The organism is Mycobacterium sp. IDUB_3, from assembly GCF_055419585.1.
Genome location: NZ_JBVAXZ010000001.1, coordinates 1,622,306 through 1,642,893, shown reverse-complemented (window position 1 = coordinate 1,642,893; position 20,588 = coordinate 1,622,306). Strand labels below are relative to the sequence as shown.

Annotated in this window: 21 protein-coding genes and 1 tRNA gene; 16 read left to right on the top strand and 6 right to left on the bottom strand. The window is 68.3% G+C overall.

All coding sequences use genetic code 11. The features are described 5' to 3' along the window. Positions 1-7: 7 nt before the first annotated feature. The 7 genes from aosR to rdgB all read left to right on the top strand — a co-directional run bounded on the left by aosR (position 8) and on the right by rdgB (position 5,508). On the top strand, positions 8-595 hold the full coding sequence (gene aosR / locus ACZYVJ_RS07135; protein WP_463830370.1) for an oxidative stress transcriptional regulator AosR: 588 nt from the start codon (positions 8-10) through the stop codon (positions 593-595). Further along, positions 592-1,632 carry a P1 family peptidase gene (locus ACZYVJ_RS07130; RefSeq protein WP_463830369.1) on the top strand — a complete coding sequence of 347 codons (1,041 nt, stop codon included), beginning with the start codon at positions 592-594 and terminating at the stop codon, positions 1,630-1,632. The genes aosR and ACZYVJ_RS07130 overlap by 4 nt, the downstream gene beginning before the upstream one ends. Before the next feature lie 61 nt (positions 1,633-1,693). Continuing rightward, positions 1,694-2,377, top strand: coding sequence for a rhomboid family intramembrane serine protease (locus ACZYVJ_RS07125; protein ID WP_463830368.1), 684 nt, complete (start codon positions 1,694-1,696; stop codon positions 2,375-2,377). After that, positions 2,374-3,189 carry a glutamate racemase gene (gene murI, locus ACZYVJ_RS07120; protein ID WP_463830367.1) on the top strand — a complete coding sequence of 272 codons (816 nt, stop codon included), beginning with the start codon at positions 2,374-2,376 and terminating at the stop codon, positions 3,187-3,189. Before ACZYVJ_RS07125 ends, murI begins: the two co-directional genes overlap by 4 nt. 72 nt (positions 3,190-3,261) lie before the next feature. Further along, on the top strand, positions 3,262-4,044 hold the full coding sequence (locus ACZYVJ_RS07115; RefSeq protein WP_463830366.1) for a cyclic nucleotide-degrading phosphodiesterase: 783 nt from the start codon (positions 3,262-3,264) through the stop codon (positions 4,042-4,044). Between the two features lie 76 nt (positions 4,045-4,120). Next, a complete protein-coding gene (gene rph, locus ACZYVJ_RS07110; protein WP_463830365.1) occupies positions 4,121-4,900 on the top strand; it encodes a ribonuclease PH in 780 nt (259 codons plus the stop codon). Next, the gene (rdgB, locus tag ACZYVJ_RS07105) at positions 4,897-5,508 is read left to right on the top strand and encodes an RdgB/HAM1 family non-canonical purine NTP pyrophosphatase (protein WP_463832884.1); all 612 of its coding nucleotides are present in this window, start codon (positions 4,897-4,899) and stop codon (positions 5,506-5,508) included. Before rph ends, rdgB begins: the two co-directional genes overlap by 4 nt. Before the next feature lie 156 nt (positions 5,509-5,664). Here the strand turns inward: rdgB and ACZYVJ_RS07100 are convergent, their stop codons facing one another. Next, positions 5,665-6,015 carry a DUF3817 domain-containing protein gene (locus ACZYVJ_RS07100; RefSeq protein ID WP_463830364.1) on the bottom strand — a complete coding sequence of 117 codons (351 nt, stop codon included), beginning with the start codon at positions 6,013-6,015 and terminating at the stop codon, positions 5,665-5,667. Further along, positions 6,012-6,392, bottom strand: coding sequence for a hypothetical protein (locus ACZYVJ_RS07095; RefSeq protein WP_463830363.1), 381 nt, complete (start codon positions 6,390-6,392; stop codon positions 6,012-6,014). Before ACZYVJ_RS07095 ends, ACZYVJ_RS07100 begins: the two co-directional genes overlap by 4 nt. A gap of 97 nt (positions 6,393-6,489) precedes the next feature. Here ACZYVJ_RS07095 and ACZYVJ_RS07090 point away from each other — a divergent pair. After that, positions 6,490-6,573, top strand: a tRNA-Leu gene (locus ACZYVJ_RS07090). Positions 6,574-6,643: 70 nt separating this feature from the next. On the opposite strand, the gene ACZYVJ_RS07085 is transcribed toward ACZYVJ_RS07090, so the two are convergent. Then, positions 6,644-7,069, bottom strand: coding sequence for a thiol-disulfide oxidoreductase DCC family protein (locus ACZYVJ_RS07085; RefSeq protein ID WP_463830362.1), 426 nt, complete (start codon positions 7,067-7,069; stop codon positions 6,644-6,646). Positions 7,070-7,308: 239 nt separating this feature from the next. Here ACZYVJ_RS07085 and ACZYVJ_RS07080 point away from each other — a divergent pair, with 239 nt between their 5' ends. From ACZYVJ_RS07080 to ACZYVJ_RS07070, 3 genes are all read left to right on the top strand, one after another. Continuing rightward, the gene (locus ACZYVJ_RS07080) at positions 7,309-9,921 is read left to right on the top strand and encodes an ABC transporter ATP-binding protein/permease (RefSeq protein WP_463830361.1); all 2,613 of its coding nucleotides are present in this window, start codon (positions 7,309-7,311) and stop codon (positions 9,919-9,921) included. Beyond that, positions 9,918-11,654, top strand: a complete 1,737-nt coding sequence (locus ACZYVJ_RS07075) for an ABC transporter ATP-binding protein (RefSeq protein ID WP_463830360.1) — start codon at positions 9,918-9,920, stop codon at positions 11,652-11,654. Before ACZYVJ_RS07080 ends, ACZYVJ_RS07075 begins: the two co-directional genes overlap by 4 nt. An 87-nt stretch (positions 11,655-11,741) precedes the next feature. Beyond that, a complete protein-coding gene (locus ACZYVJ_RS07070) occupies positions 11,742-12,818 on the top strand; it encodes a phosphotransferase family protein (RefSeq protein WP_463830359.1) in 1,077 nt (358 codons plus the stop codon). 5 nt (positions 12,819-12,823) lie between these two features. Here ACZYVJ_RS07070 and ACZYVJ_RS07065 read toward each other — a convergent pair whose 3' ends face one another. Genes ACZYVJ_RS07065 through ACZYVJ_RS07055 form a run of 3 tightly spaced genes read right to left on the bottom strand, consistent with a single transcriptional unit; the run spans position 12,824 to position 15,335 of the window. Continuing rightward, positions 12,824-13,252 carry a pyridoxamine 5'-phosphate oxidase family protein gene (locus ACZYVJ_RS07065; RefSeq protein WP_065027352.1) on the bottom strand — a complete coding sequence of 143 codons (429 nt, stop codon included), beginning with the start codon at positions 13,250-13,252 and terminating at the stop codon, positions 12,824-12,826. Positions 13,253-13,301: 49 nt separating this feature from the next. Beyond that, positions 13,302-14,123 carry a mycofactocin-coupled SDR family oxidoreductase gene (locus ACZYVJ_RS07060; RefSeq protein WP_463830358.1) on the bottom strand — a complete coding sequence of 274 codons (822 nt, stop codon included), beginning with the start codon at positions 14,121-14,123 and terminating at the stop codon, positions 13,302-13,304. A gap of 27 nt (positions 14,124-14,150) precedes the next feature. Next, on the bottom strand, positions 14,151-15,335 hold the full coding sequence (locus ACZYVJ_RS07055; RefSeq protein ID WP_463830357.1) for an acyl-CoA dehydrogenase family protein: 1,185 nt from the start codon (positions 15,333-15,335) through the stop codon (positions 14,151-14,153). Between the two features lie 124 nt (positions 15,336-15,459). Between ACZYVJ_RS07055 and fabG the strand changes: the two genes are divergently transcribed. From fabG to ACZYVJ_RS07030, 5 genes are read left to right on the top strand one after another with little or no spacing between them, the layout of a single operon-like run. Next, positions 15,460-16,200: a 3-oxoacyl-ACP reductase FabG gene (fabG, locus tag ACZYVJ_RS07050; RefSeq protein WP_463830356.1), complete on the top strand. Its 741-nt coding sequence runs from the start codon at positions 15,460-15,462 to the stop codon at positions 16,198-16,200. After that, entirely contained in the window at positions 16,197-17,417 is a 1,221-nt protein-coding gene (locus tag ACZYVJ_RS07045; protein WP_463830355.1) for an acetyl-CoA C-acetyltransferase, read from the top strand. Before fabG ends, ACZYVJ_RS07045 begins: the two co-directional genes overlap by 4 nt. Then, the gene (locus tag ACZYVJ_RS07040) at positions 17,414-18,613 is read left to right on the top strand and encodes a CoA transferase (RefSeq protein WP_463830354.1); all 1,200 of its coding nucleotides are present in this window, start codon (positions 17,414-17,416) and stop codon (positions 18,611-18,613) included. Before ACZYVJ_RS07045 ends, ACZYVJ_RS07040 begins: the two co-directional genes overlap by 4 nt. Positions 18,614-18,637: 24 nt before the next feature. After that, positions 18,638-19,831 carry an acyl-CoA dehydrogenase family protein gene (locus ACZYVJ_RS07035; RefSeq protein WP_463830353.1) on the top strand — a complete coding sequence of 398 codons (1,194 nt, stop codon included), beginning with the start codon at positions 18,638-18,640 and terminating at the stop codon, positions 19,829-19,831. Between the two features lie 4 nt (positions 19,832-19,835). After that, positions 19,836-20,528, top strand: a complete 693-nt coding sequence (locus tag ACZYVJ_RS07030; RefSeq protein WP_463830352.1) for a GntR family transcriptional regulator — start codon at positions 19,836-19,838, stop codon at positions 20,526-20,528. Positions 20,529-20,588: the final 60 nt, after the last annotated feature.

Genomic DNA, 20,588 nt, shown 5'->3' with positions numbered 1-20,588 from the left:
ATTCCCTGTGCGCAAATGGAAGCGGGTCGAGACCGCGAGTGGTCCCCGTTTTCGGTCGTCCCTGGCTTCGCATGAGGCCGCCCTGCTCAAGAACCTGGCCACCGCGATGATCGGCCTGCTCGACGAGCGTGACTCTTCCTCGCCCGCAGACGAACTCGAGGAGATCACCGGCATCAAGACCGGCAACGCCGATCCGCCGACAGATCCCACATTGCGTCGGCTGCTGCCCGACTTCTACCGGCGCGACGACGAGGATACCGCGCCGCCCGATGATGCGGACAGCCTCAACGCCGCGCTGCGCAGCCTGCACGAGCCCGACATCGTCAACGCCAAACGCGTTGCCGCACAGCGGTTACTGAGCACGATTCCCGACGACGGCGGCCGCTTCGAGCTGACCGAGGACGACGCGAACTCCTGGGTCGCGGCGGTCAACGACATCCGGCTGACCCTGGGGGTCATGCTCGAGGTCGGGCCCGAGGGTCCCGAGCGTCTGCCGGCCGACCACCCGCTGGCCGTGCACTTCGATGTGTATCAGTGGCTGACGGTGCTGCAGGAGTACCTGGTCCTGGTGCTGATGGGGTCCCGCGACCGATGAACGCCATCACCGACGTCGGGGGCATCCGCGTCGGCCACCACCAACGACTGGACCCCGACGCGTCAATGGGCGCCGGCTGGGCCTGCGGCGTCACCGTCGTGCTCACCCCGCCGGGCACCGTCGGCGCCGTCGATTGCCGCGGCGGCGCGCCCGGTACCCGCGAGACCGACCTGCTGGACCCGGCCAACACCGTGCGGTACGTGGACGCGGTCTTGCTCGCCGGCGGCAGCGCCTACGGTCTGGCCGCCGCGGACGGTGTCATGCGCTGGCTGGAGGAACGCGAGCGTGGCGTGGCGATGGACGGTGGGGTGGTGCCCATCGTGCCGGGAGCGGTGATCTTCGATCTGCCGGTCGGCGCCTGGGAGTGCCGCCCGACGGCCGAGTTCGGTTACGCCGCCTGCGCGGCCGCCGAGGACGGCGCGGCGATGGGTGTCGGGACGGTCGGTGCCGGGGTGGGGGCGCGCGCCGGCGCGCTGAAGGGTGGCGTCGGGACCGCGTCGAGGGTGCTGCCGTCCGGGGTAACCGTCGGAGCGGTGGCCGTGGTGAACTCCGCGGGCGAGGTCGTCGACCGGGGCACCGGTTTGCCGTGGATGGCGGATCTGACCCGGGAGTTCGGCCTGCGGCCACCGCCGGCCGAGCAGATCGACGCTTTCGCCCGGTTGCCGTCCCCGTCGAATCCGGTGGACAGCCCGCTCAACACGGTCATCGCAGTGGTGGCCACCGACGCCGCCCTGAGCTCGGCGGCGTGCCGACGGGTGGCGATCTGCGCTCACGACGGCCTGGCCCGCAGCATCCGGCCGGCGCACACGCCGGTCGACGGTGACACGGTGTTCGTGCTGGCCACCGGGGCGGTCGAGGTACCACCCGCCGCGGATTCGCCCGCTGCCTTCTCCCCGGAGACGCGGCTGGCCACCGAGGTGGGCATCGCTGCCGCCGATTGCCTGGCGGCAGCGGTGCTGGGCGGTGTGCTGGCCGCGGAATCGATCGCCGGCATACCGAGCTACCGCGATGTGCTGCCGGGGGCATTCGGTCGATGAGATCGACCGGCCGCTGCGGCCGGTAGCCTTGACATGCTGGAAACACGCTGGAAGGGCAGCCATGGGTAAGACGACCCCGCGGGGACGCCCCGGCGCGCGCGCCGCCCAGCCGACGAAGCGGTCCACCGCGACGGTGGGCGCCGCCACCATCCTCACCTTCGTGGTGTTGCTCTACCTTGTCGAGCTGATCGACCAGCTGTCCCGGCATTCGCTGGACGCCAACGGCATCAGGCCGCTGGAAGCCGACGGCCTGTGGGGCATCGTTTTCTCCCCGGTGTTGCATGAGAGCTGGCAGCACCTGATGGCCAACACCGTGCCGCTACTGATCCTGGGCTTCCTGATGACGCTGGCCGGCCTGTCCCGGTTCGTCTGGGCGACCGCCATCGTGTGGATCCTGGGCGGCTTCGGCACCTGGCTCATCGGCAACGTCGGCAGCAGTTGCGGCCCCACCGACCACATCGGTGCCTCCGGCTTGATCTTCGGCTGGCTGGCCTTCCTGCTGGTGTTCGGGATCTTCGTGCGCCGGATGCGCGACATCATCATCGGGCTGATCGTGATGTTCGCCTACGGCGGCGTCCTGCTCGGAGCCATGCCCGTGCTCGGTAGGTGCGGTGGCGTGTCATGGCAGGGCCACCTGTGCGGGGCGATCGCCGGCGTCGTGGCCGCCTACCTGCTGTCCGCGCCGGAACGTAAGGGCCGCACATCGAGGAACGCCGGCACCACCGTTTCGCGGCCCAAGACATGAGCTCAGCAATGGCGCCCATCGGGGTCTTCGACTCCGGTGTCGGGGGACTCACCGTCGCGCGGGCGATCATCGACCAGCTGCCCGACGAGGACATCATCTATGTCGGCGATACCGGCCACGGTCCGTACGGCCCGCTGACCATCCCCGACGTCCGCGCGCACGCGCTCGCCATCGGCGACGACCTCGTCGGCCGCGGCGTCAAAGCGTTGGTCATCGCCTGCAACACGGCGTCCGCTGCCTGCCTGCGGGACGCGCGCGAACGTTATGACGTGCCCGTCGTCGAGGTGATCCTGCCGGCGGTGTGCCGCGCGGTCACCACTACCCGCAACGGGCGGATCGGCGTCATCGGCACCCAGGCGACCATCAACTCGCACGCCTATCAGGACGCGTTCGCCGCGGCCCGCGACACCGAGATCACCGCGGTGGCCTGCCCGCGCTTCGTCGACTTCGTGGAGCGCGGCGTGACCAGCGGCCGTCAGGTGCTCGGACTGGCCGAGGGCTATTTGGAGCCGTTGCAGCGCGCGCAGGTGGACACGCTGGTGCTCGGTTGCACCCACTATCCGTTGCTGTCCGGGCTCATCCAGTTGGCGATGGGTGACAACGTGACGCTGGTCTCCAGCGCCGAGGAAACCGCCAAGGAGGTGCTCCGGGTGCTGACCGAACGGGACGTGCTCCGGCCTCACGACGCGCCCCCCGCGACACGGGTTTTCGAAGCCACCGGCGACCCCGAAGCATTCACCGTTTTGGCGGCGCGCTTCCTGGGTCCGGCGGTCACCGGCGTCCAGCCCGTTCATCAGGTGCACATTGATTGACCTGCGGACGAGATTCTCGTCACACCAATGCGGCGATGTTTTCGTCACGGTCCTATCGGGCATGGCACAGTAGTGTCCGTGCGAATAACCGTGCTCGGCTGCTCGGGCAGCGTGGTCGGTCCGGATTCGCCCGCGTCGGGTTATCTGCTCCGGGCACCGGACACTCCGCCGTTGGTCATCGACTTCGGCGGGGGCGTTCTCGGCGCCCTCCAGCGCTACGCCGACCCCGGTTCCGTACACGTGCTGTTGTCGCATCTGCACGCCGACCATTGTCTGGATTTGCCCGGACTTTTCGTGTGGCGGCGCTACCACCCGACGCGTCCGCTGGGTAAGGCGTTGCTCTACGGCCCGGGGGACACGTGGTCTCGCTTGGGCGCCGCGTCGTCCCCCTACGGCGGTGAGATCGACGACTGTTCGGACATTTTCGACGTTAGGCATTGGGTCGACGGTGAGCCGGTGACGATCGGCGCGCTGACGGTGACACCGCGAGTGGTGGCGCATCCGACCGAGTCCTACGGCTTGAAGATCACCGATCCCTCCGGCGCCTCGTTCGTCTACAGCGGCGACACCGGTACCTGCGATCAGCTCATCGAGCTGGCTCGCGACGCCGATGTCTTCCTCTGCGAGGCGTCGTGGACGCATGCGCCGGACCGTCCGCCCGCGCTGCACCTGTCGGGCACCGAGGCCGGCCGGGCCGCGGCCGCGGCCGGCGTGCACGAACTGTTGCTCACGCACATCCCGCCGTGGACCTCGCGCGAGGACGTGATCAGTGAGGCCAAGGCGGAGTTCGACGGTCCCGTGCACGCGGTGGTGTGCGGTGAGACGTTCGACATCCGCCGTTCCGAGAGGGTCTGAGCCACCCGCGACTGTGCCTGACTTGGCCGCCTCCTCAGCGCGGGGCGCGCATCGTCGGCGGGCTAATGTTGGCGGCGTGACGAGACGAGAAGACGGCCGCCTTGACGACGAGCTTCGGCCCGTGGTCATCACGCGCGGTTTCACTGACCACCCCGCCGGCTCGGTATTGATCGAATTCGGCCACACGAAGGTCATGTGCACCGCCAGCGTGACCGAAGGGGTGCCGCGCTGGCGCAAGGGATCGGGCCTGGGGTGGCTGACCGCGGAGTACGCGATGCTGCCGTCGGCAACCCACACCCGCTCGGATCGCGAATCGGTGAAGGGCCGCCTGTCCGGGCGCACCCAGGAGATCAGCCGATTGATCGGGCGGTCGCTGCGGGCGTGCATCGACCTGGCGGCGCTCGGGGAGAACACCATCGCCGTCGACTGCGACGTCTTGCAGGCCGACGGCGGCACCCGCACCGCGGCCGTCACGGGCGCCTTCGTGGCGTTGGCCGACGCGGTGACCTATCTCGCGGCGGCGGGCAAGCTGTCGGATCCTCGGCCGTTGTCCTGCGCGATCGCGGCGGTCAGCGTCGGCGTGGTCGACGGGCGGATCCGGGTCGACCTGCCCTACGAGGAGGACTCCCGCGCCGAGGTCGACATGAACGTGGTGGCCACCGACACCGGGACCCTCGTCGAGGTTCAGGGGACCGGTGAGGGGGCGACGTTCCCGCGGTCGACGCTGGACAAGCTGCTCGACGTGGCGTTGGCCGCCTGCGACAAGCTGTTCGCCGCGCAGCGCGAGGCGCTCCAGCAGCCGTACCCCGGTGTGCTCCCCGAGGGGGCCCCGGCGCCGAAGGCGTTCGGCAGCTGACCCGGCTCCTGGTCGCCAGCCGCAACCCGAAGAAGCTGGCCGAGTTGCGGCGGGTACTCGACGCGGCCGGCCTGACGGGATTGGCGTTGGTGTCGCTCGACGACGTGGCGCCGTTCGAGGAAGCGCCGGAGACCGGCGCGATTTTCGAGGACAACGCGTTGGCCAAGGCGCGGGACGCGTTCGCCGCGAGCGGGCTGGCAAGTGTCGCCGACGATTCCGGGCTGCAGGTTGCCGCGCTCAACGGCATGCCGGGTGTTTTGTCGGCGCGCTGGTCGGGTCGGCACGGCGATGACGCGTGCAACACCGCGTTGCTGCTGGCGCAACTGCGCGACGTGCCCGACGGACGGCGCGGTGCGGCGTTCGTGTCCGCGTGTGCGCTCGTTTCGGCCGCCGGCGAGGTCGTCGTCCGCGGCGAGTGGCCCGGCAGCATTGCCCGCGAACCTCGCGGCGACGGCGGCTTCGGCTACGACCCGGTCTTCGTTCCCCAGGGGCATGACCGCACTGCGGCGGAGCTGAGCCCGTCGGAGAAGGACGCCGTCTCGCATCGCGGTCGCGCGCTGCGGCTGCTGTTGCCGGCGCTGGAATCGCTGGCCCGATCCGGGGGTTAGGGCGCCAAGCCCCCGGGGTCGGCAACTTCCGTCACGCCAGCCCCGGATCGCGGTGGTTGACCTTTTGCCCGCCTCTTAGCGACAACGTGTTGTGCGTCGGCGTTGTCGCTCGGAGGCGGGCACTCGCGGTGCCGTGCCCTCGGGAGCTGCGCGGGTCTACAACCCGAAACGTGCCTTGACGTCCCTGGTTTGAAAGTGCTCGACGATGATGCCGAGTAGCGGAATGGTCCCGGACAGCAGCACGCCGACCGTCTTGCCGAGCGGCCAGCGCACCTTGACCGCCAAATTGAAGGCGGTCAGCACGTAGATGAAATACACCCAGCCGTGGACCACTTCGATCCACCGGATCTCGTGGCCGAAGGCGAGGTGCGAGACGATCTCGTAGCACAGCGCGATGAGCCACAAACCCGTCGTCCACGCCATGATCCGGTAGCCGAGCAGCGCGGTGCGGATCTTGTCGACGGGCACTGCGGGCACTGATGATCCGGGCGTCTCCGGTGTGGTCATGCGGTTGTCCTCTTCTGCTTTTCGGCGTCTTGCGCGGCGAGCTCGGCCAGGTAGGTGTTGTACTCGCGCAGCGCGGGGTCGTCGGAAGCCTGCGGCGTGGGCTTAGGTCGCTCGGGCAGCAGCCCGGCGGGTATCTCCGTCATCGTGTCTGTGCTGCGCGGCTGTGGCGGTTCCTCTTCATACCGAACGAATTTGCGGTAGGCGTACACGCAGAATCCGGCGAACAGCGGCCACTGCAACGCATAGCCGAGGTTCTGAAAGGAGCCGGAGACGGAATTGAACCTGGTCCACTGCCACCAGCCCAGGGCCAGGCAGCCGCACGCCGCGACGATCACCAGCGCGATGAGCGCGGGCCTGCGACGATGCGTAGTGGACACCCCTTGACCGTACCGCTGACGATCTGGGCCCGACGAATTCGTCGGGCCACTCACCGACAAGTTGTGTAGGCGTCAAAGCTGTACGATCGCTTCGCGCGCGGGCGTGGCGAAATTGGCATACGCGCCGGCTTTAGGTGCCGGTGCTCGAAAGAGCGTGAGGGTTCGAGTCCCTCCGCCCGCACTGTTGACACCCCATGACGACACGTCGGCGCCAAACCCGTCTGGCGCTGCCAGGCACTGACTGACGCCGGTCAGTCCGCCACGAAGCGGGCGCGAACCTCCGGGGCCGGCAGCGGACAACTGTCGTACTTGCCGCCGATACGGTAGCGGATCGCGGCGAACCTGTCGTAGAGCCAATCGCGCAGCGGAGCCGGGATGACGCGCGCCACCACGAACATTCGCCACGGTCCGCCCAGATAATGCGCGACGCGCAGCACCGCCTCGGATCGGACTGCCACCCGTTCCGAGGGGCCGCCCGGGTCATCCACGAACACCACCGAGTCAACGCTGCCGATCTCAGGGTGCCGCTCGACGATCGCTTTGGCGAAGACGCCCTCCAACGCCGCGAAGCGCAGCGGACCGGTGGGATCGAACCGAAGGATTGTGCGCACCGATCGGTTGCACACCCCACAGACCCCGTCGTAGAGCAACACGGGTGCCGCCGATCCACCGCTCATGTCTCCCAGGTTACTGGGCGGCGCCCCGGTTGACCTATGGTAAGGCAACCCTTAGTTTGTGGGGTAACGTACCAAGTCGTGACCAGCTGGCCGGTGATCTCGGCGCCCACGCGGGGTCGTGGCAGGTGTCGAATCCAGGGTGTGTGCGGGCCATGCTGGCCGCATCGATCCGTGGCCTCGCCGGGTCGTCAGATCGGCGAGGCCGTAGCGGCGCGGGGCGCCGCGAGAAAGGACCGCTAATGGCGCGCGGATTCTCCGGTGTGATGCTGCGCAGCTTCGGCGCGCGCGACCACACCGCGACGGTGATCGAAACCGTCCGGATCGCCCCGCATTTCGTGCGGGTGCGCATGACGTCGCCGACGTTGTTCGAAGACGTCGATGCGGAACCGGCTGCGTGGCTGCGGTTCTGGTTCCCGGACCCGGACGGATCGAAAACTGAATTCCAGCGCGCCTACACGATTTCGGAGGCGGATGTCCCCGCGGGGCGTTTCGCGGTCGACATCGTGCTGCACGATCCCGCCGGCCCGGCGTCGTCTTGGGCGCGCACCGTGCAGCCCGGGGCGACCATCGCGGTCATGGCCCTGATGGGCTCGTCGCGATTCGACGTGCCCGACGAGCAGCCGGCCGGGTACCTGCTGATCGGCGACTCGGCGTCCATCCCCGGGATGAACGGGATCATCGGGGTCGTCCCCGACGACGTCCCGATCGAGATGTACCTCGAACAGCACGACGACAACGACAGGTTGATCCCGGTCGCGCAGCATCCCCGGCTGCGGCTGCACTGGGTCGCCCGCCACGACGAGAAGTCGCTGGCCGCCGCGATCGAGAGCCGGGATTGGTCGGACTGGTACGCGTGGGCGACGCCCGAGGCCACGACGCTCAAGCAGGTGCGAGCGCGGCTGCGCGACGAGTTCGGCTTTCCCAAATCCGAGGTGCACGCCCAGGCCTACTGGAGCGCCGGGCGCGCGATGGGCACCCGGCGCGGCGACGAGCCGGAGGCATCCGACGGCGTCTTGCCCAGCGTGTCCACGGAAGACATTGCCGCGCAACTGGAATCGGCTGCACAGGTACCCGACGGGGCCCCAACCCCGGCGGCCCGCGGGAACTGGCGAGCCCAGGGCGCCGGCAGGCTGCTCGCGCCGCTGCGGTCGGCGCTGATCGTCTCGGGCGTGCTGCAGGCGGTGATCACGCTGGTGCAACTGGCGCCGTTCGTGTTGCTGGTCGAGTTGGCCCGGCGCCTGGTTTCCGGGGCACCCGCGTCTCGGTTGTGGGATATCGGTATCGCCGCGGTGTCGCTGCTGGGTCTGGGTGCGTTGTTCGGTGCCGCGCTCACGCTCTGGCTTCACGTCGTCGACGCCCGATTCGCGCGCGATCTGCGATCACGACTGCTGCACAAGCTGTCTCGGCTACCCCTGGGCTGGTTCACCGCACGCGGGTCGGGATCGATCAAGCAACTGCTGCAGGACGACACGCTGTCCCTGCACTACCTGGTCACCCACGCCATCCCCGATGCGGTGGCCGCGGCCGTCGCGCCGGTCGCGGTGCTGATCTACCTGTTCACCGTCGACTGGCGGGTGGCGCTGGTGTTGTTCGTGCCCGTCCTGGTTTACCTGGTGCTGACGTCATCGCTGACGATTCAGTCGGGCCCGCGGATCCCGCAGTCGCAGCGCTGGGCAGAGACGATGAGCGGCGAGGCCGGCGCATACCTGGAAGGCCAGCCGGTGATCCGCGTCTTCGGCGGGGCCGCCGCATCCAGCTTCCGGCGCCGCCTAGACGAATACGTCGGCTTCCTGGTCGCCTGGCAGCGCCCGCTGGCCGGTAAGAAGACCTTCATGGACCTGGTCACCCGTCCCTCCACGTTCCTCTGGCTCATCGCCGTCATGGGGACTCTGCTGGTGGTCACCGGGCGGATGAATCCGGTGGATCTGTTGCCGTTCTTGTTGCTGGGCACCACATTTGGCGCGCGGCTGCTCGGCATCGCGTACGGCCTCGGCGGCATTCGCGCCGGCATGTTGGCCGCGCGGCGCCTGCAGAACACTCTCGACGAGGCCGACCTCGCCGTGCGCGACCACGACGAAGCCCACCGGGATCCGGCCGCCACGGTGGTGTTCGACAGCGTCGGCTTCGGCTACCGCCCCGACGTTCCCGTCATCCACGACGTGTCGCTGACCTTGCGGCCCGGGACGGTCACCGCGCTGGTCGGCCCCTCCGGATCCGGCAAGTCGACGCTGGCCGCCTTGCTGGCCAGGTTCCACGACGTCGGGCAGGGCGCCATCCGCGTTGGGGGACAGGATATTCGGTCGATGACCGCCGACCAGCTCTATGCTCAGGTCGGATTCGTGCTGCAGGAAACGCAATTGGTGCACGGCACCGTGGCGGAAAACATCGCGCTGGCCGTCCCCGATGCCACCGCGGCGCAAATCGAGCAGGCGGCGCGCGAGGCACAGATCCACGACCGCATCATGCGACTGCCGGACGGCTACGACACCATGCTCGGCGCCGGAAGCGGGCTCTCCGGCGGTGAGCGCCAACGGCTCACCATCGCCCGCGCGATCCTGGCCGACACCCCGGTGCTCATCCTCGACGAGGCTACCGCCTTTGCCGACCCCGAATCGGAATACCTTGTGCAGCAAGCGCTCAACCGCCTGACTCAGGACCGCACGGTGCTGGTGATAGCGCACCGATTGCACACGATCACCCGGGCCCACCAGATCGTCGTGCTCGACCACGGCCGCATCGTCGAACGCGGCACTCACGACGAGTTGCTGAGCGCCGACGGCCGGTACCGGCGGCTGTGGGAGGGCGGCCGCCGTGATCAGGTGGCCGCCACGACGGGCGAGGGGGCACGATGATCCGCACGTGGCTGAGTCTGGTCCCGGCGGATCGCCGCAACCGGGTCGTCACCTACACGGTGCTGGCCTTGATCTCCGTGGTGGTGCGCGCGGTGGCCACCGTGCTGTTGGTCCCGCTGGTCGGGGCGTTGTTCAGTGACGCCCCGCAGCGGGCGCTGGTCTGGCTGGGCTGGCTGACCGCGGCGACGGTGACCGGCTGGGTGATCGACACCGCAACGGCGCGTATCGGTTTCAACCTGGGCTTCGCGGTGCTGGATCACAGCCAGCACGATGTGGCGGATCGGCTGCCCGGCGTGCGGCTGGATTGGTTCACCGCCGAGCACACCGCGACGGCGCGGCAGGCGATCGCGGCCACCGGACCGGAACTCGTCGGCCTGGTCGTCAACCTGCTCACGCCGCTGATCTCAGCCATCCTGCTGCCCGCCGCGATCGCGCTGGTGCTGCTGCCCGTCTCCTGGCAGCTGGGGGCCGCCGCGCTGGGCGGCCTGCCGCTGCTGTTGGGCGCGCTGTGGGGGTCGGCCCGCTTGGCGCGGCGCGCCGATGCCGCGGCGGCCGACGCCAATAGCGCGCTCACCGAGCGGATCATCGAGTTCGCGCGCACTCAGCAGGCGCTGCGGGCCGCGCGGCGTGTCGAGCCGGCGCGAAGCCTGGTCGGCGACGCGCTGACCGCACAACATGGCGCCACCATGCGCTTGCTTTCCATGCAGGTCCCCGGGCAGCTGCTGTTCAGCCTCGCCAGCCAGCTCGCACTGATCCTGCTGGCCGGGGCGACCACCGCGCTGACCGTGAACGGAACCCTCACGGTGGCCGAGGCCATCGCGTTGATCGTCGTCGTCGTGCGTTACCTGGAGCCGTTCACCACCATCAGCGAGCTGGCGCCGGCGCTGGAGAGCACCCGCGCCACTCTCGACAACATCCGTTCGGTGCTCACCGCGCCGCTGATGAATGCCGGCGCCGCCACGCTGGCCGGCGGCGCGGCGCCTCGTATTGAGTTCGACGATGTGGTGTTCCGCTACGACGGCGCGGGTGCGCCGGTGCTCGACGGGGTGAGCTTCGCGTTGGAGCCGGGCAGCACGACGGCGATCGTCGGACCGTCCGGTTCGGGCAAGAGCACCATCCTGGCGCTGATCGCCGGGCTGCATGAGCCCACCGGCGGCCGGGTGCTGATAGACGGGGTCGACGCGGCGACGCTGGACGGCGACGCCCGGCGGGCGGCCAGCAGCGTGGTGTTCCAGCATCCGTACCTGTTTCACGGGTCGATCCGCGACAACGTGCTCGCCGGAGATCCCGGCGCCGGCGACGAGCGGTTTACCCGGGCGGTGGCGCTCGCCCGTGTCGACGAGCTCGTCGGGCGGCTGCCCGACGGCGCCGACACCGTGGTGGGCGAGGCCGGCTCGGCACTGTCCGGTGGTGAGCGGCAGCGGGTCAGCATCGCTCGCGCGTTGCTCAAGCCCGCACCGATACTGCTGGTAGACGAGGCGACCAGCGCGCTGGACACGGAGAACGAGGCCGCGGTGGTCGACGCCCTCACCGCCGACCCGCAATCGCGCACCCAGGTGATCGTCGCGCATCGGCTGGCCAGCATCAGTCACGCCGACCGCGTCTTGTTCGTCGACAACGGCCGCGTGGTCGAGGATGGAACGGTTGACGAATTGCTCGCTGCGGGCGGCCGTTTCGACGAATTCTGGCGGCAGCAGCACGAAGCCGCCGAATGGCGGATTCTGGCCGACTAGCGCACCGCGGTTGACCGCAACTCTTGCGGTATGCCTTACAGTTTGTCAGTCGGACAGAGCTGTCTGTGTACAGGAGGCGTGCTGCTTATGAGTGCTGTGCTGTCGATACCGCGTTACCCCGCCGACGTGACCCCGCAGTGGTTGTCGGCCGCGCTGTCCGGCGGCGGCACACCCGTCGAGGTCGCCGAGGTGGACGTGGTCGCCATCGGCACCGGACAGACGGGCGCGACCTACCGGGTGACCGCTCGCTACGCGACGGATCCCGGTGACCTGCCGCAGACGTTTGTGATCAAGCTGCCCGCCCAGGACGACACGGTGCGCGACCGGGTGGTCATCGGCTACCGCAGCGAATGCGCGTTCTACTCCTCGGTGGTGGATCGGGTCCAGGTGCCCACACCGCGATGCTTCTACTCCGAGATCACCGAGGACGCAATGGATTTCGCTTTGCTGCTCGCCGATCAGGCGCCGGCGGTGCAGGGAGATCAGCTGGTCGGTTGCGGCGAAACCGAAGCGCGGCTTGCGGTTACCGCGCTGGCGGGCCTGCACGCGCCCAGTTGGTGTGATCCCGTCTGGCTCGATTTCCCGGGCATCGCGTTCGGCCGGCCGGATAAGGCCGGTGCGAGTGGCATGGGCGAGGTGGCGAAGATGAGCGCCGACATCACGCTGGACAAGCTGGGCGATCGGATGAGTCCGGAAGACCGCGAGACCTTCGGCGCGGCAATGGGTTCGATCGCGCCGTGGCTGCTGTCCGAGTACGACCGGTTCGCCTTATTGCACGGCGACTACCGGCTGGACAACCTGCTGTTCGATCCCGAGCGCACCAGGGTCAGCGTGGTCGACTGGCAGACGCTCGGCGTGGGGTTGCCGGCCCGGGATCTCGCCTACTTCACCGCGACCAGCCTCAACTCGGAACTGCGCGCCGGCATCGAAGAAGAGCTTGTCGCCGACTACCACCGCGCGCTGACGGCGGGCGGTGTCAGCGACTACGACCGCGAAATCTGTTGGCGCGATTACCGGCTCGGGGTGTTGCAGGCCCCGCTGATCTCGGCACTGGGTTTCGCGTTCGCCGCGGCCACCGAGCGCGGCGACGACATGGTGCTGACCATGCTCAGCCGCGGCTGCCAGGCGATCCGCGAGCTCGGGACGCTGGACCTGATCGGCTGAAGGCGTCAGAGGTCGCCGGTGAAGTCGGCGCTCAGCCAGCGGTCAGGCCGGATGGTGAACAGCACCTCCTCGACGCCCTCCATGCTGCGCACGAAGGCGCGCCCGCCCTCCTCGCCGAGGTAGCGGATGGCGATCGACTCCTGCAGGTCCGCCGGGGCCGGGTTGGTGGTCTCGACGACGGTGCCTTCCACCACGACGTACTGGTACGGCGGCTCCTCGCGCTGAACCACCAGCGTCACGGCGCCCGCCTGCTTGATCAGGCGGGCCTTGCGGCTGGACGCCCCGGTCATGATCCGGACGTCTCCCCCGGGGGTGTAGTCGTACCAGATCGGGACGCTGGCCGGCGGGCGGCCTTCGGTGGCGGCGACGGACAGCACCGCCACATGCTTGTCGGCGAGGAATTCCTGGCGCTCGGTTTCGCTGAAGGCTTTCATGCCGAGTGCAAACGCGGGGGCCGCGGAGCTATTCCCGTGCGACCGATGATCAGTACTGCGTCGAGCCCTGGTCGACCGGGATTTGGGCGGCGGTGACCTTGCGCGACTCGTCGCTGGCCAGCCAGCACACGGTATCGGCGATCTCCTCCGGCTCGGCGATCCAGTCGGGCAGGAACGGCGTGAGAACGTGCGAAAGCTGCGGGTTGGTTTCCATTGTCTTGCCCACCGCGGCGGCCATGTCGACAGATCCCATCGGGGTGTTCACCGGCCCCGGGTGCACGCTGTTGACCCGGATCGAATGCTTCCCCAATTCCGCGGCGAAGGCCCGCGCCAGGCCGGTGACCGCATGCTTGCTGGCGGTGTAGTGAATCATGAACGGCTGCATCTTCATCCCGGCCGCAGAACTGATCAAAATGATGGAGCCGCCGCGGCCCCCTTCGATGATTTTGTCCGCACCGGCCATCACCGTGTTCCAGGTGCCGGTCACGTTGATGTCCATGACGTCACGGAAGTCTTCCGGGGTGATGTCATCCCATGCCTGCGGGGCCGCGACGCCTGCGTTGGCGACGATGATGTCCAGGCGCCCCAGCGCGGCGACACCGTCGTCGACGACCCTGCGCAGCCCGTCGAAGTCGCGGGTGTCCACCACCGACGCGACGATACGGCGGTTGGTTTCTTCAACCAGCCGCACGGTCTCCCTCAGGTCATCCGGCGTCGCTGGATCGTAGGGCACGCAGGACGGCAGCTTGCCGGCGATGTCGACGGCGATGATGTCGGCGCCTTCGGAGGCCATCCGCACCGCGTGCGCCCGGCCCTGGCCGCGGGCCGCGCCGGTGATGAATGCCACTTTTCCGGCAAGCTTGCCGCTCATAGATGCTCCTCTGTTGGGTTCGGCCACTTATCGCTGCGCCGCCTTGACGAGATTCGATCCGATAATCAACCGCTGAATTTCACTGGTGCCCTCGTACAGCCGCAGCAGGCGCACGTCGCGGTAGATGCGTTCGACGGCAACGCCTCTCATGTAACCGGTGCCGCCGTGAATCTGCACCGCGAGATCCGCGACGTTGCCGGCCATTTCGGTGCAGAAGACCTTGGCGGCCGAGGGTGCGATCCGGCGATCCTCGTCGGCGACCCACAGCCGGGCGGCTTCGCGCACCAGCGCACGGCCGGCCATCACCCCCGTCTGCTGGTCGGCGAGCATGCCCTGCACCAACTGGAAGCTTCCGATCGGCGCCCCGCCCTGCGTCGCGGTGGCGGCGTAGGACACGGATTCGTCCAGCGCGCGTTGCGCGGCGCCCACCGCGAGCGCGGCGATGTGCACCCGCCCGCGGGCCAACGAGGTCATGGCCGCCCGATATCCATGGTCTTCGCTGCCGCCGACGAGCGCCTCGGGGCCGACGCGAACATCGGTGAAGTTGACGTCGGCCGTCCAGGCGCCCTCCTGGCCCATCTTGGCGTCCTTGGCGCCCACCTCGACGCCGGCGGCGTCCGCGGGGACCAGGAAGACGGCGATCCCCGGACCCTGATCGTCCGCCGGCCGGGTACGCGCGAACACCACGAAGAGATTGGCGACGGGCGCGTTGGTGATGAAGCGCTTCTGCCCGGAGATGACCCAAGCCGCGTCTTTTCCGGAGCCGTCGCGAACGGCTTTGGTGCGCAAGCCGGCCGGGTTCGATCCGGCCCCGGGTTCGGTGAGCGCGAAGGAGGCGACGACGTCGCCGGACGCAATCGACTCCAGCCAGCGGGATTTCTGCTCGTCGGTGCCGAACCCCACCAGCACCTGCCCGGCGATGCCGTTGTTGGTGCCGAACATCGACCGCAGCGCCAGCGACGTGTAGCCGAGCTCCATCGCCAGCTCGACGTCCTGCATCAGGTTGAGGCCAAGGCCGCCCCACTCCTGGGGAATCGCGTAGCCGAACAGGCCCATCTTCTTGGCCTCGTCGCGCAGGTCGTCCGGTACGCGGTCGGTGTCGAGGATCTCCTGCTCCCGGGGGACAACGGCGCTACGGACGAATTGTCTTGTCTGAGCGAGGATCTCGCGGAAGTCCTCGTCAGAGACTTCCGCGACTTCGGCGGTGGCCATGTGCTCCACACTCCTCTCTCGAATCCGGGGCACCCCGGTTCAGAGCAGGATCCTATATCAAATATGATATTTGCCTTACGGGTGCCCGGTGGCGGCGATAACAGTGAAGGGTGTGTGATCGACAGTGGCGTTGTTGACAGGTCAGACCGCGGTAATCACGGGCGGAGCGCAGGGGCTGGGTCTGGCCATCGCGGAACGCTTCGTCGCCGAGGGTGCGCGGGTCGTGCTCGGCGACGTCAACCTCGAGGAAACCCAGGTCGTGGCGAAGCAACTCGGTGGCGATGACGTCGCGATCGCGGTTCGGTGCGATGTCACCCAGTCCTCCGACGTCGAAACCCTGATCCAGACCGCGGTCGAGCGTTTCGGCGGCCTGGACATCATGGTCAACAACGCCGGGATCACCCGGGACGCGACGATGCGCAAGATGACCGAGGAGCAATTCGATCAGGTGATCAACGTGCACCTGAAGGGAACGTGGAACGGGACCCGGCTGGCCGCCAACGTCATGCGCGAAAACAAGCGCGGCGTCATCATCAACATGTCCTCGGTGTCCGGCAAGGTCGGCATGATCGGCCAGACCAACTACTCCGCGGCCAAGGCGGGCATCGTCGGCATGACCAAGGCCGCCGCCAAAGAGCTGGCCTACCTGGGCGTCCGGGTTAACGCGATTGCCCCCGGCCTGATCCGCTCGGCCATGACGGAGGCCATGCCGCAGCGCATTTGGGATTCCAAGGTTGCCGAGGTACCGCTGGGTCGGGCCGGTGAGCCCAGCGAGGTCGCCAGCGTGGCGCTGTTCCTGGCCTCGGATCTGTCGTCGTACATGACCGGCACCGTTATGGAAATCACCGGTGGCCGCCACCTATGAGTGTCGAGGCCGTCATCTGTGAACCCGTTCGCACCCCGATCGGCCGCTACGGCGGAATGTTCAAGGCGTGCAGCGCCGTCGACCTGGGCGTCACCGCGCTCAAAGGGCTTCTCGAGCGGACCGGGCTGGCGCCCGAGGCCGTGCAGGACGTGATACTCGGCCACTGCTATCCCAACAGCGACGCGCCGGCGATCGGGCGCGTGGTGGCGTTGGATTCCGGTCTGCCGGTGACGGTTCCGGGCATGCAGGTGGACCGGCGTTGCGGCTCGGGCCTGCAAGCGGTCATTCAAGCGTGCCTGCAGGTGCGTGCCGGGGACCACGACCTCGTCGTCGCCGGGGGCTGCGAGAGCATGAGCAACGTCGCCTTCTACTCCACCGACATGCGTTGGGGCGGCGCCCGCAACGGCGTTCAGGTACACGACGGGCTGGCCCGGGGACGTACGACCGCCGGCGGCCGGAACTACCCGGTGCCGGGCGGAATGTTGGAGACGGCCGAGAATCTGCGCCGCCAGTACGGCATTTCACGCCAGGAGCAGGACGAGCTCGCGGTGCGATCCCACCAGCGTGCCGTCGCAGCGCAAAAAGACGGGATCCTGGCCGAGGAGATCATCGGAGTCGCGGTCCGCACCCGTAGCGGCGAGGAACTCATCGACACCGACGAACACCCGCGCGCCGATACGTCGGTCGAGTCGCTGGGCAAGCTCAAACCCGTTCTGTTGAAGGACGATCCGGAGGCGACGGTGACCGCCGGCAACGCCAGCGGGCAGAACGACGCGGCGTCGATGTGCGTGGTCACCACGCCGGAGAAGGCCGACGAATACGGCCTGAAGCCGTTGGTGCGCCTGCTGTCGTGGGGGGTGGCGGGAGTCGCGCCCAACGTCATGGGCATCGGGCCCGTGCCCGCGACCGAGGTCGCGCTGGCCAAGGCGGGCCTGCAGCTGTCCGACATCGACCTCATCGAGCTCAACGAAGCCTTTGCGGCGCAAGCGCTTGCGGTGATGCGGGAGTGGAACTTCGGCGCAGCCGATCACGATCGGACCAACGTGCACGGTTCGGGGATCTCGCTGGGCCATCCGGTGGGCGCGACGGGCGGCCGGATGCTGGCCACGTTGGCGCGCGAGCTCCATCGCCGCGGGGCGCGCTACGGCCTGGAGACCATGTGCATCGGCGGCGGCCAGGGCCTGGCGGCCGTGTTCGAACGGGTCGCATCGCAATGACCGATTCGGCGTTGCCGCTGCACGGCCTCACCGTGGTGGAGGTTTCGAGTTTCGTCGCCGCGCCGCTGTGCGGCATGACGCTGAGTCAGCTTGGCGCGGAAGTCATCCGAGTCGACCCGATCGGCGGTGCGTCCGATGTGCAACGGTGGCCACTGGCGGCGGACGGCACCTCGATCTATTGGACCGGCCTGAACAAGGGAAAGCGTTCGGCCACCATCGATCTGCGGTCCGGAGAGGGCCACGAACTGGTCCAGCGGCTGATCGTCGAGGGTGACGGCATCGTGGTGACCAACGCCGCGGGCTTGTCCTGGCTCAGCCACGAGGTGCTCACGGCCAAGCGCCCCGACGTGATCCACGTCCAATTACTCGGGCGCGGAGACGGTTCCACCGGGGTGGACTACACCATCAACGCGGGTCTCGGCTACCCGCTCGTCACCGGTCCGGCCGATCATGGCGGCGCGATCAATCACGTGCTACCGGCCTGGGACGTGTGCTGCGGGCTTTATGCGGCGCTGGCGGTCGTCACCGCCGTCCGCCACCGCGAGCAATCCGGCGCGGGGGCGCGGATCAGCCTGGCGCTGGAGGACGTCGCCCTGGCCACCGCGGCCAACCTGGGATTGCTGACCGAGCCGCAAGTCAATGGGACGCAACGCGAACGGCTGGGTAACGCCATCTACGGCCAGTACGGGCAGGACTTCGTCAGCAGCGACGGCGCCAGATTCATGGTGGTTACCTTGACCGGCCGGCACTTTCGCGACCTGCTCGCGGTGACGGGCACCGGCGCCGCGGTGTCGGCGCTCGCCGAGGCGCTGGGTGCGGATTTCGGGTCCGAGGGCGACCGCTACCGCTACCGCGACGTGCTGTCGAGCCTGTTCGCCACCTGGTTCAGCGAGCACACGGCCGATGAGATCACCGCCGCGCTGTCCGCGACCACGGTGCTGTTCGAGCGGTACCGCACCTTCGCCGAGGTCGCGGCGGGGCCGAAGGTCACTGGCAATCCGATGTTTTCGCGGCTGCGCCAACCCGGTCTCGGAGAGTACTTCGCCCCGGGCCTGCCGGCCGCATTCGACGGCGCGCATCCGGCCAGCGGGCCCGCGCCGGCCCTCGGCCAGGACACCGCCGAGGTTCTCGCGCGTCTGGGATTGAGCGCCGCCGACATCGAGCGCCTGGCCGACGCCAAGACCATCGCCTGCTGAGCAGCCGGAAGGGAAACACAGCACATGACCAAACTCGCCCAGACCCTCGGATTGACCGAGGTGCAGACCGAGATCATCGGCACGGTAAGGAAATTCGTCGAGAAGGAAGTCATTCCCCACGCGGCCGAACTGGAGCGCAGTGACACCTACCCGCAGGCGATCGTCGACCAGATGCGCGAGATGGGCCTGTTCGGCCTGATGATTCCGGAGGAGTACGGCGGGCTCGGCGAGTCACTGTTGACGTACGCATTGTGCGTCGAGGAGCTGGCGCGCGGCTGGATGAGCGTGTCCGGCGTGCTCAACACGCATTTCATCGTGGCGTACATGTTGCGGCAGCACGGCACCGAGGAGCAGAAGCAGCGGTTCCTGCCGCGGATGGCGGCCGGTGAGACCCGCGGCGCGTTCTCGATGTCGGAGCCGGGGCTGGGCTCCGATGTGGCCGCGATCCGCACCCGGGCCCGGCGCAATGACGACGGCACCTACACCATCGACGGTCAGAAGATGTGGCTGACCAACGGCGCCACCTCCACGCTGGTGGCGGTGCTGGTGCGCACCGACGAAGGGTCGGACAAACCGCACCGCAACCTCACCGCGTTCCTCGTCGAGAAGCCGGTCGGCTTCGGCGAAGTCGTTCCCGGCCTGCGCATTCCGGGCAAGATCGAGAAGCTGGGCTACAAGGGCATCGAAACCACGGAGATGATTTTCGACGGTTACCGGGCCGGTGCCGACGACGTGCTCGGCGGCGCCACCGGCCAGGGCTTCTTCCAGATGATGGACGGCATCGAGGTCGGTCGCGTCAACGTGTCGGCGCGTGCCTGTGGTCTCGGGATTCGTGCCTTCGAGCTCGCGGTGCGTTACGCGCAACAACGCGAGACCTTCGGCAAGCCGATCGCCGAGCATCAGGCGATCGCCTTCCAGCTCGCCGAGATGGCGACCAAAGTCGAAGCGGCACACCTGATGATGGTCAACGCGGCGCGGCTGAAGGACTCGGGGGAGCGCAATGACGTCGCCGCCGGGATGGCCAAGTACCTGTGCAGCGAGTTCTGCACCGAGGTCACCCAGCAGAGCTTCCGGATCCACGGCGGCTACGGCTATTCCAAGGAATACGAAATCGAGCGGCTGATGCGCGACGCGCCGTTCCTGTTGATCGGCGAGGGCACCAGCGAGATCCAGAAGAACATCATCAGCAAGCGACTGCTCGCCGAGTATCAGGTGTGAGCAGATGAGCGTGCCGGAATTCGCTGCGCGGCCTCAACTTTCCGAGGACGTCGCGCGGATCATCCGTGGGCGGATATTCGACGGCGCGTACGCCGCCGGATCATACGTCCGGTTGGACCAATTGGCCGCGGAGCTGGGTATCAGTGTCACACCGGTGCGTGAGGCATTGTTCGCGCTGTGCGCCGAAGGCCTGATCAACCAGCAGCCGCGCCGGGGCTTCGTGGTGCTGCCGGTCACCGGACGCGACGTCACCGATGTCGCCAACGTGCAGGCGCACGTCGGCGGTGAGTTGGCCGCGCGGGCGGCGCTCAATATCACCGATGACCAACTGCACGAGCTCAAGGAGATCCAGGCGCAGCTGGAGGACGCGTACGCAGGTGATGAACACGAGCGCACGGTGCGGCTGAATCACGAATTTCACCGCGCCATCAATGTCGCGGCGGACTCGCCCAAGCTCGCTCAGCTGATGTCGCAGATCACCCGTTATGCCCCCGAATCGGTGTTTCCCGCCATCGAGGGCTGGCCCGAGCAATCGATGCAGGACCATCGGCGGATTTTGTCCGCACTGAAAAAGCACGACGACCGGCTCGCCCGCGCGGCGATGTCCCAACATCTTGCCGCCGGTGCGGTGCCGTTGATCGATCACCTCGTCGCGCGCGGGGTGGTGGCCGACGAGAATAGCTCGACAAAGTCGTAGCGGCCGCGCGCACCGCGAGGTTGGGCATACGCTGCCAGCAGGGTGGGCAACGGACGGAGA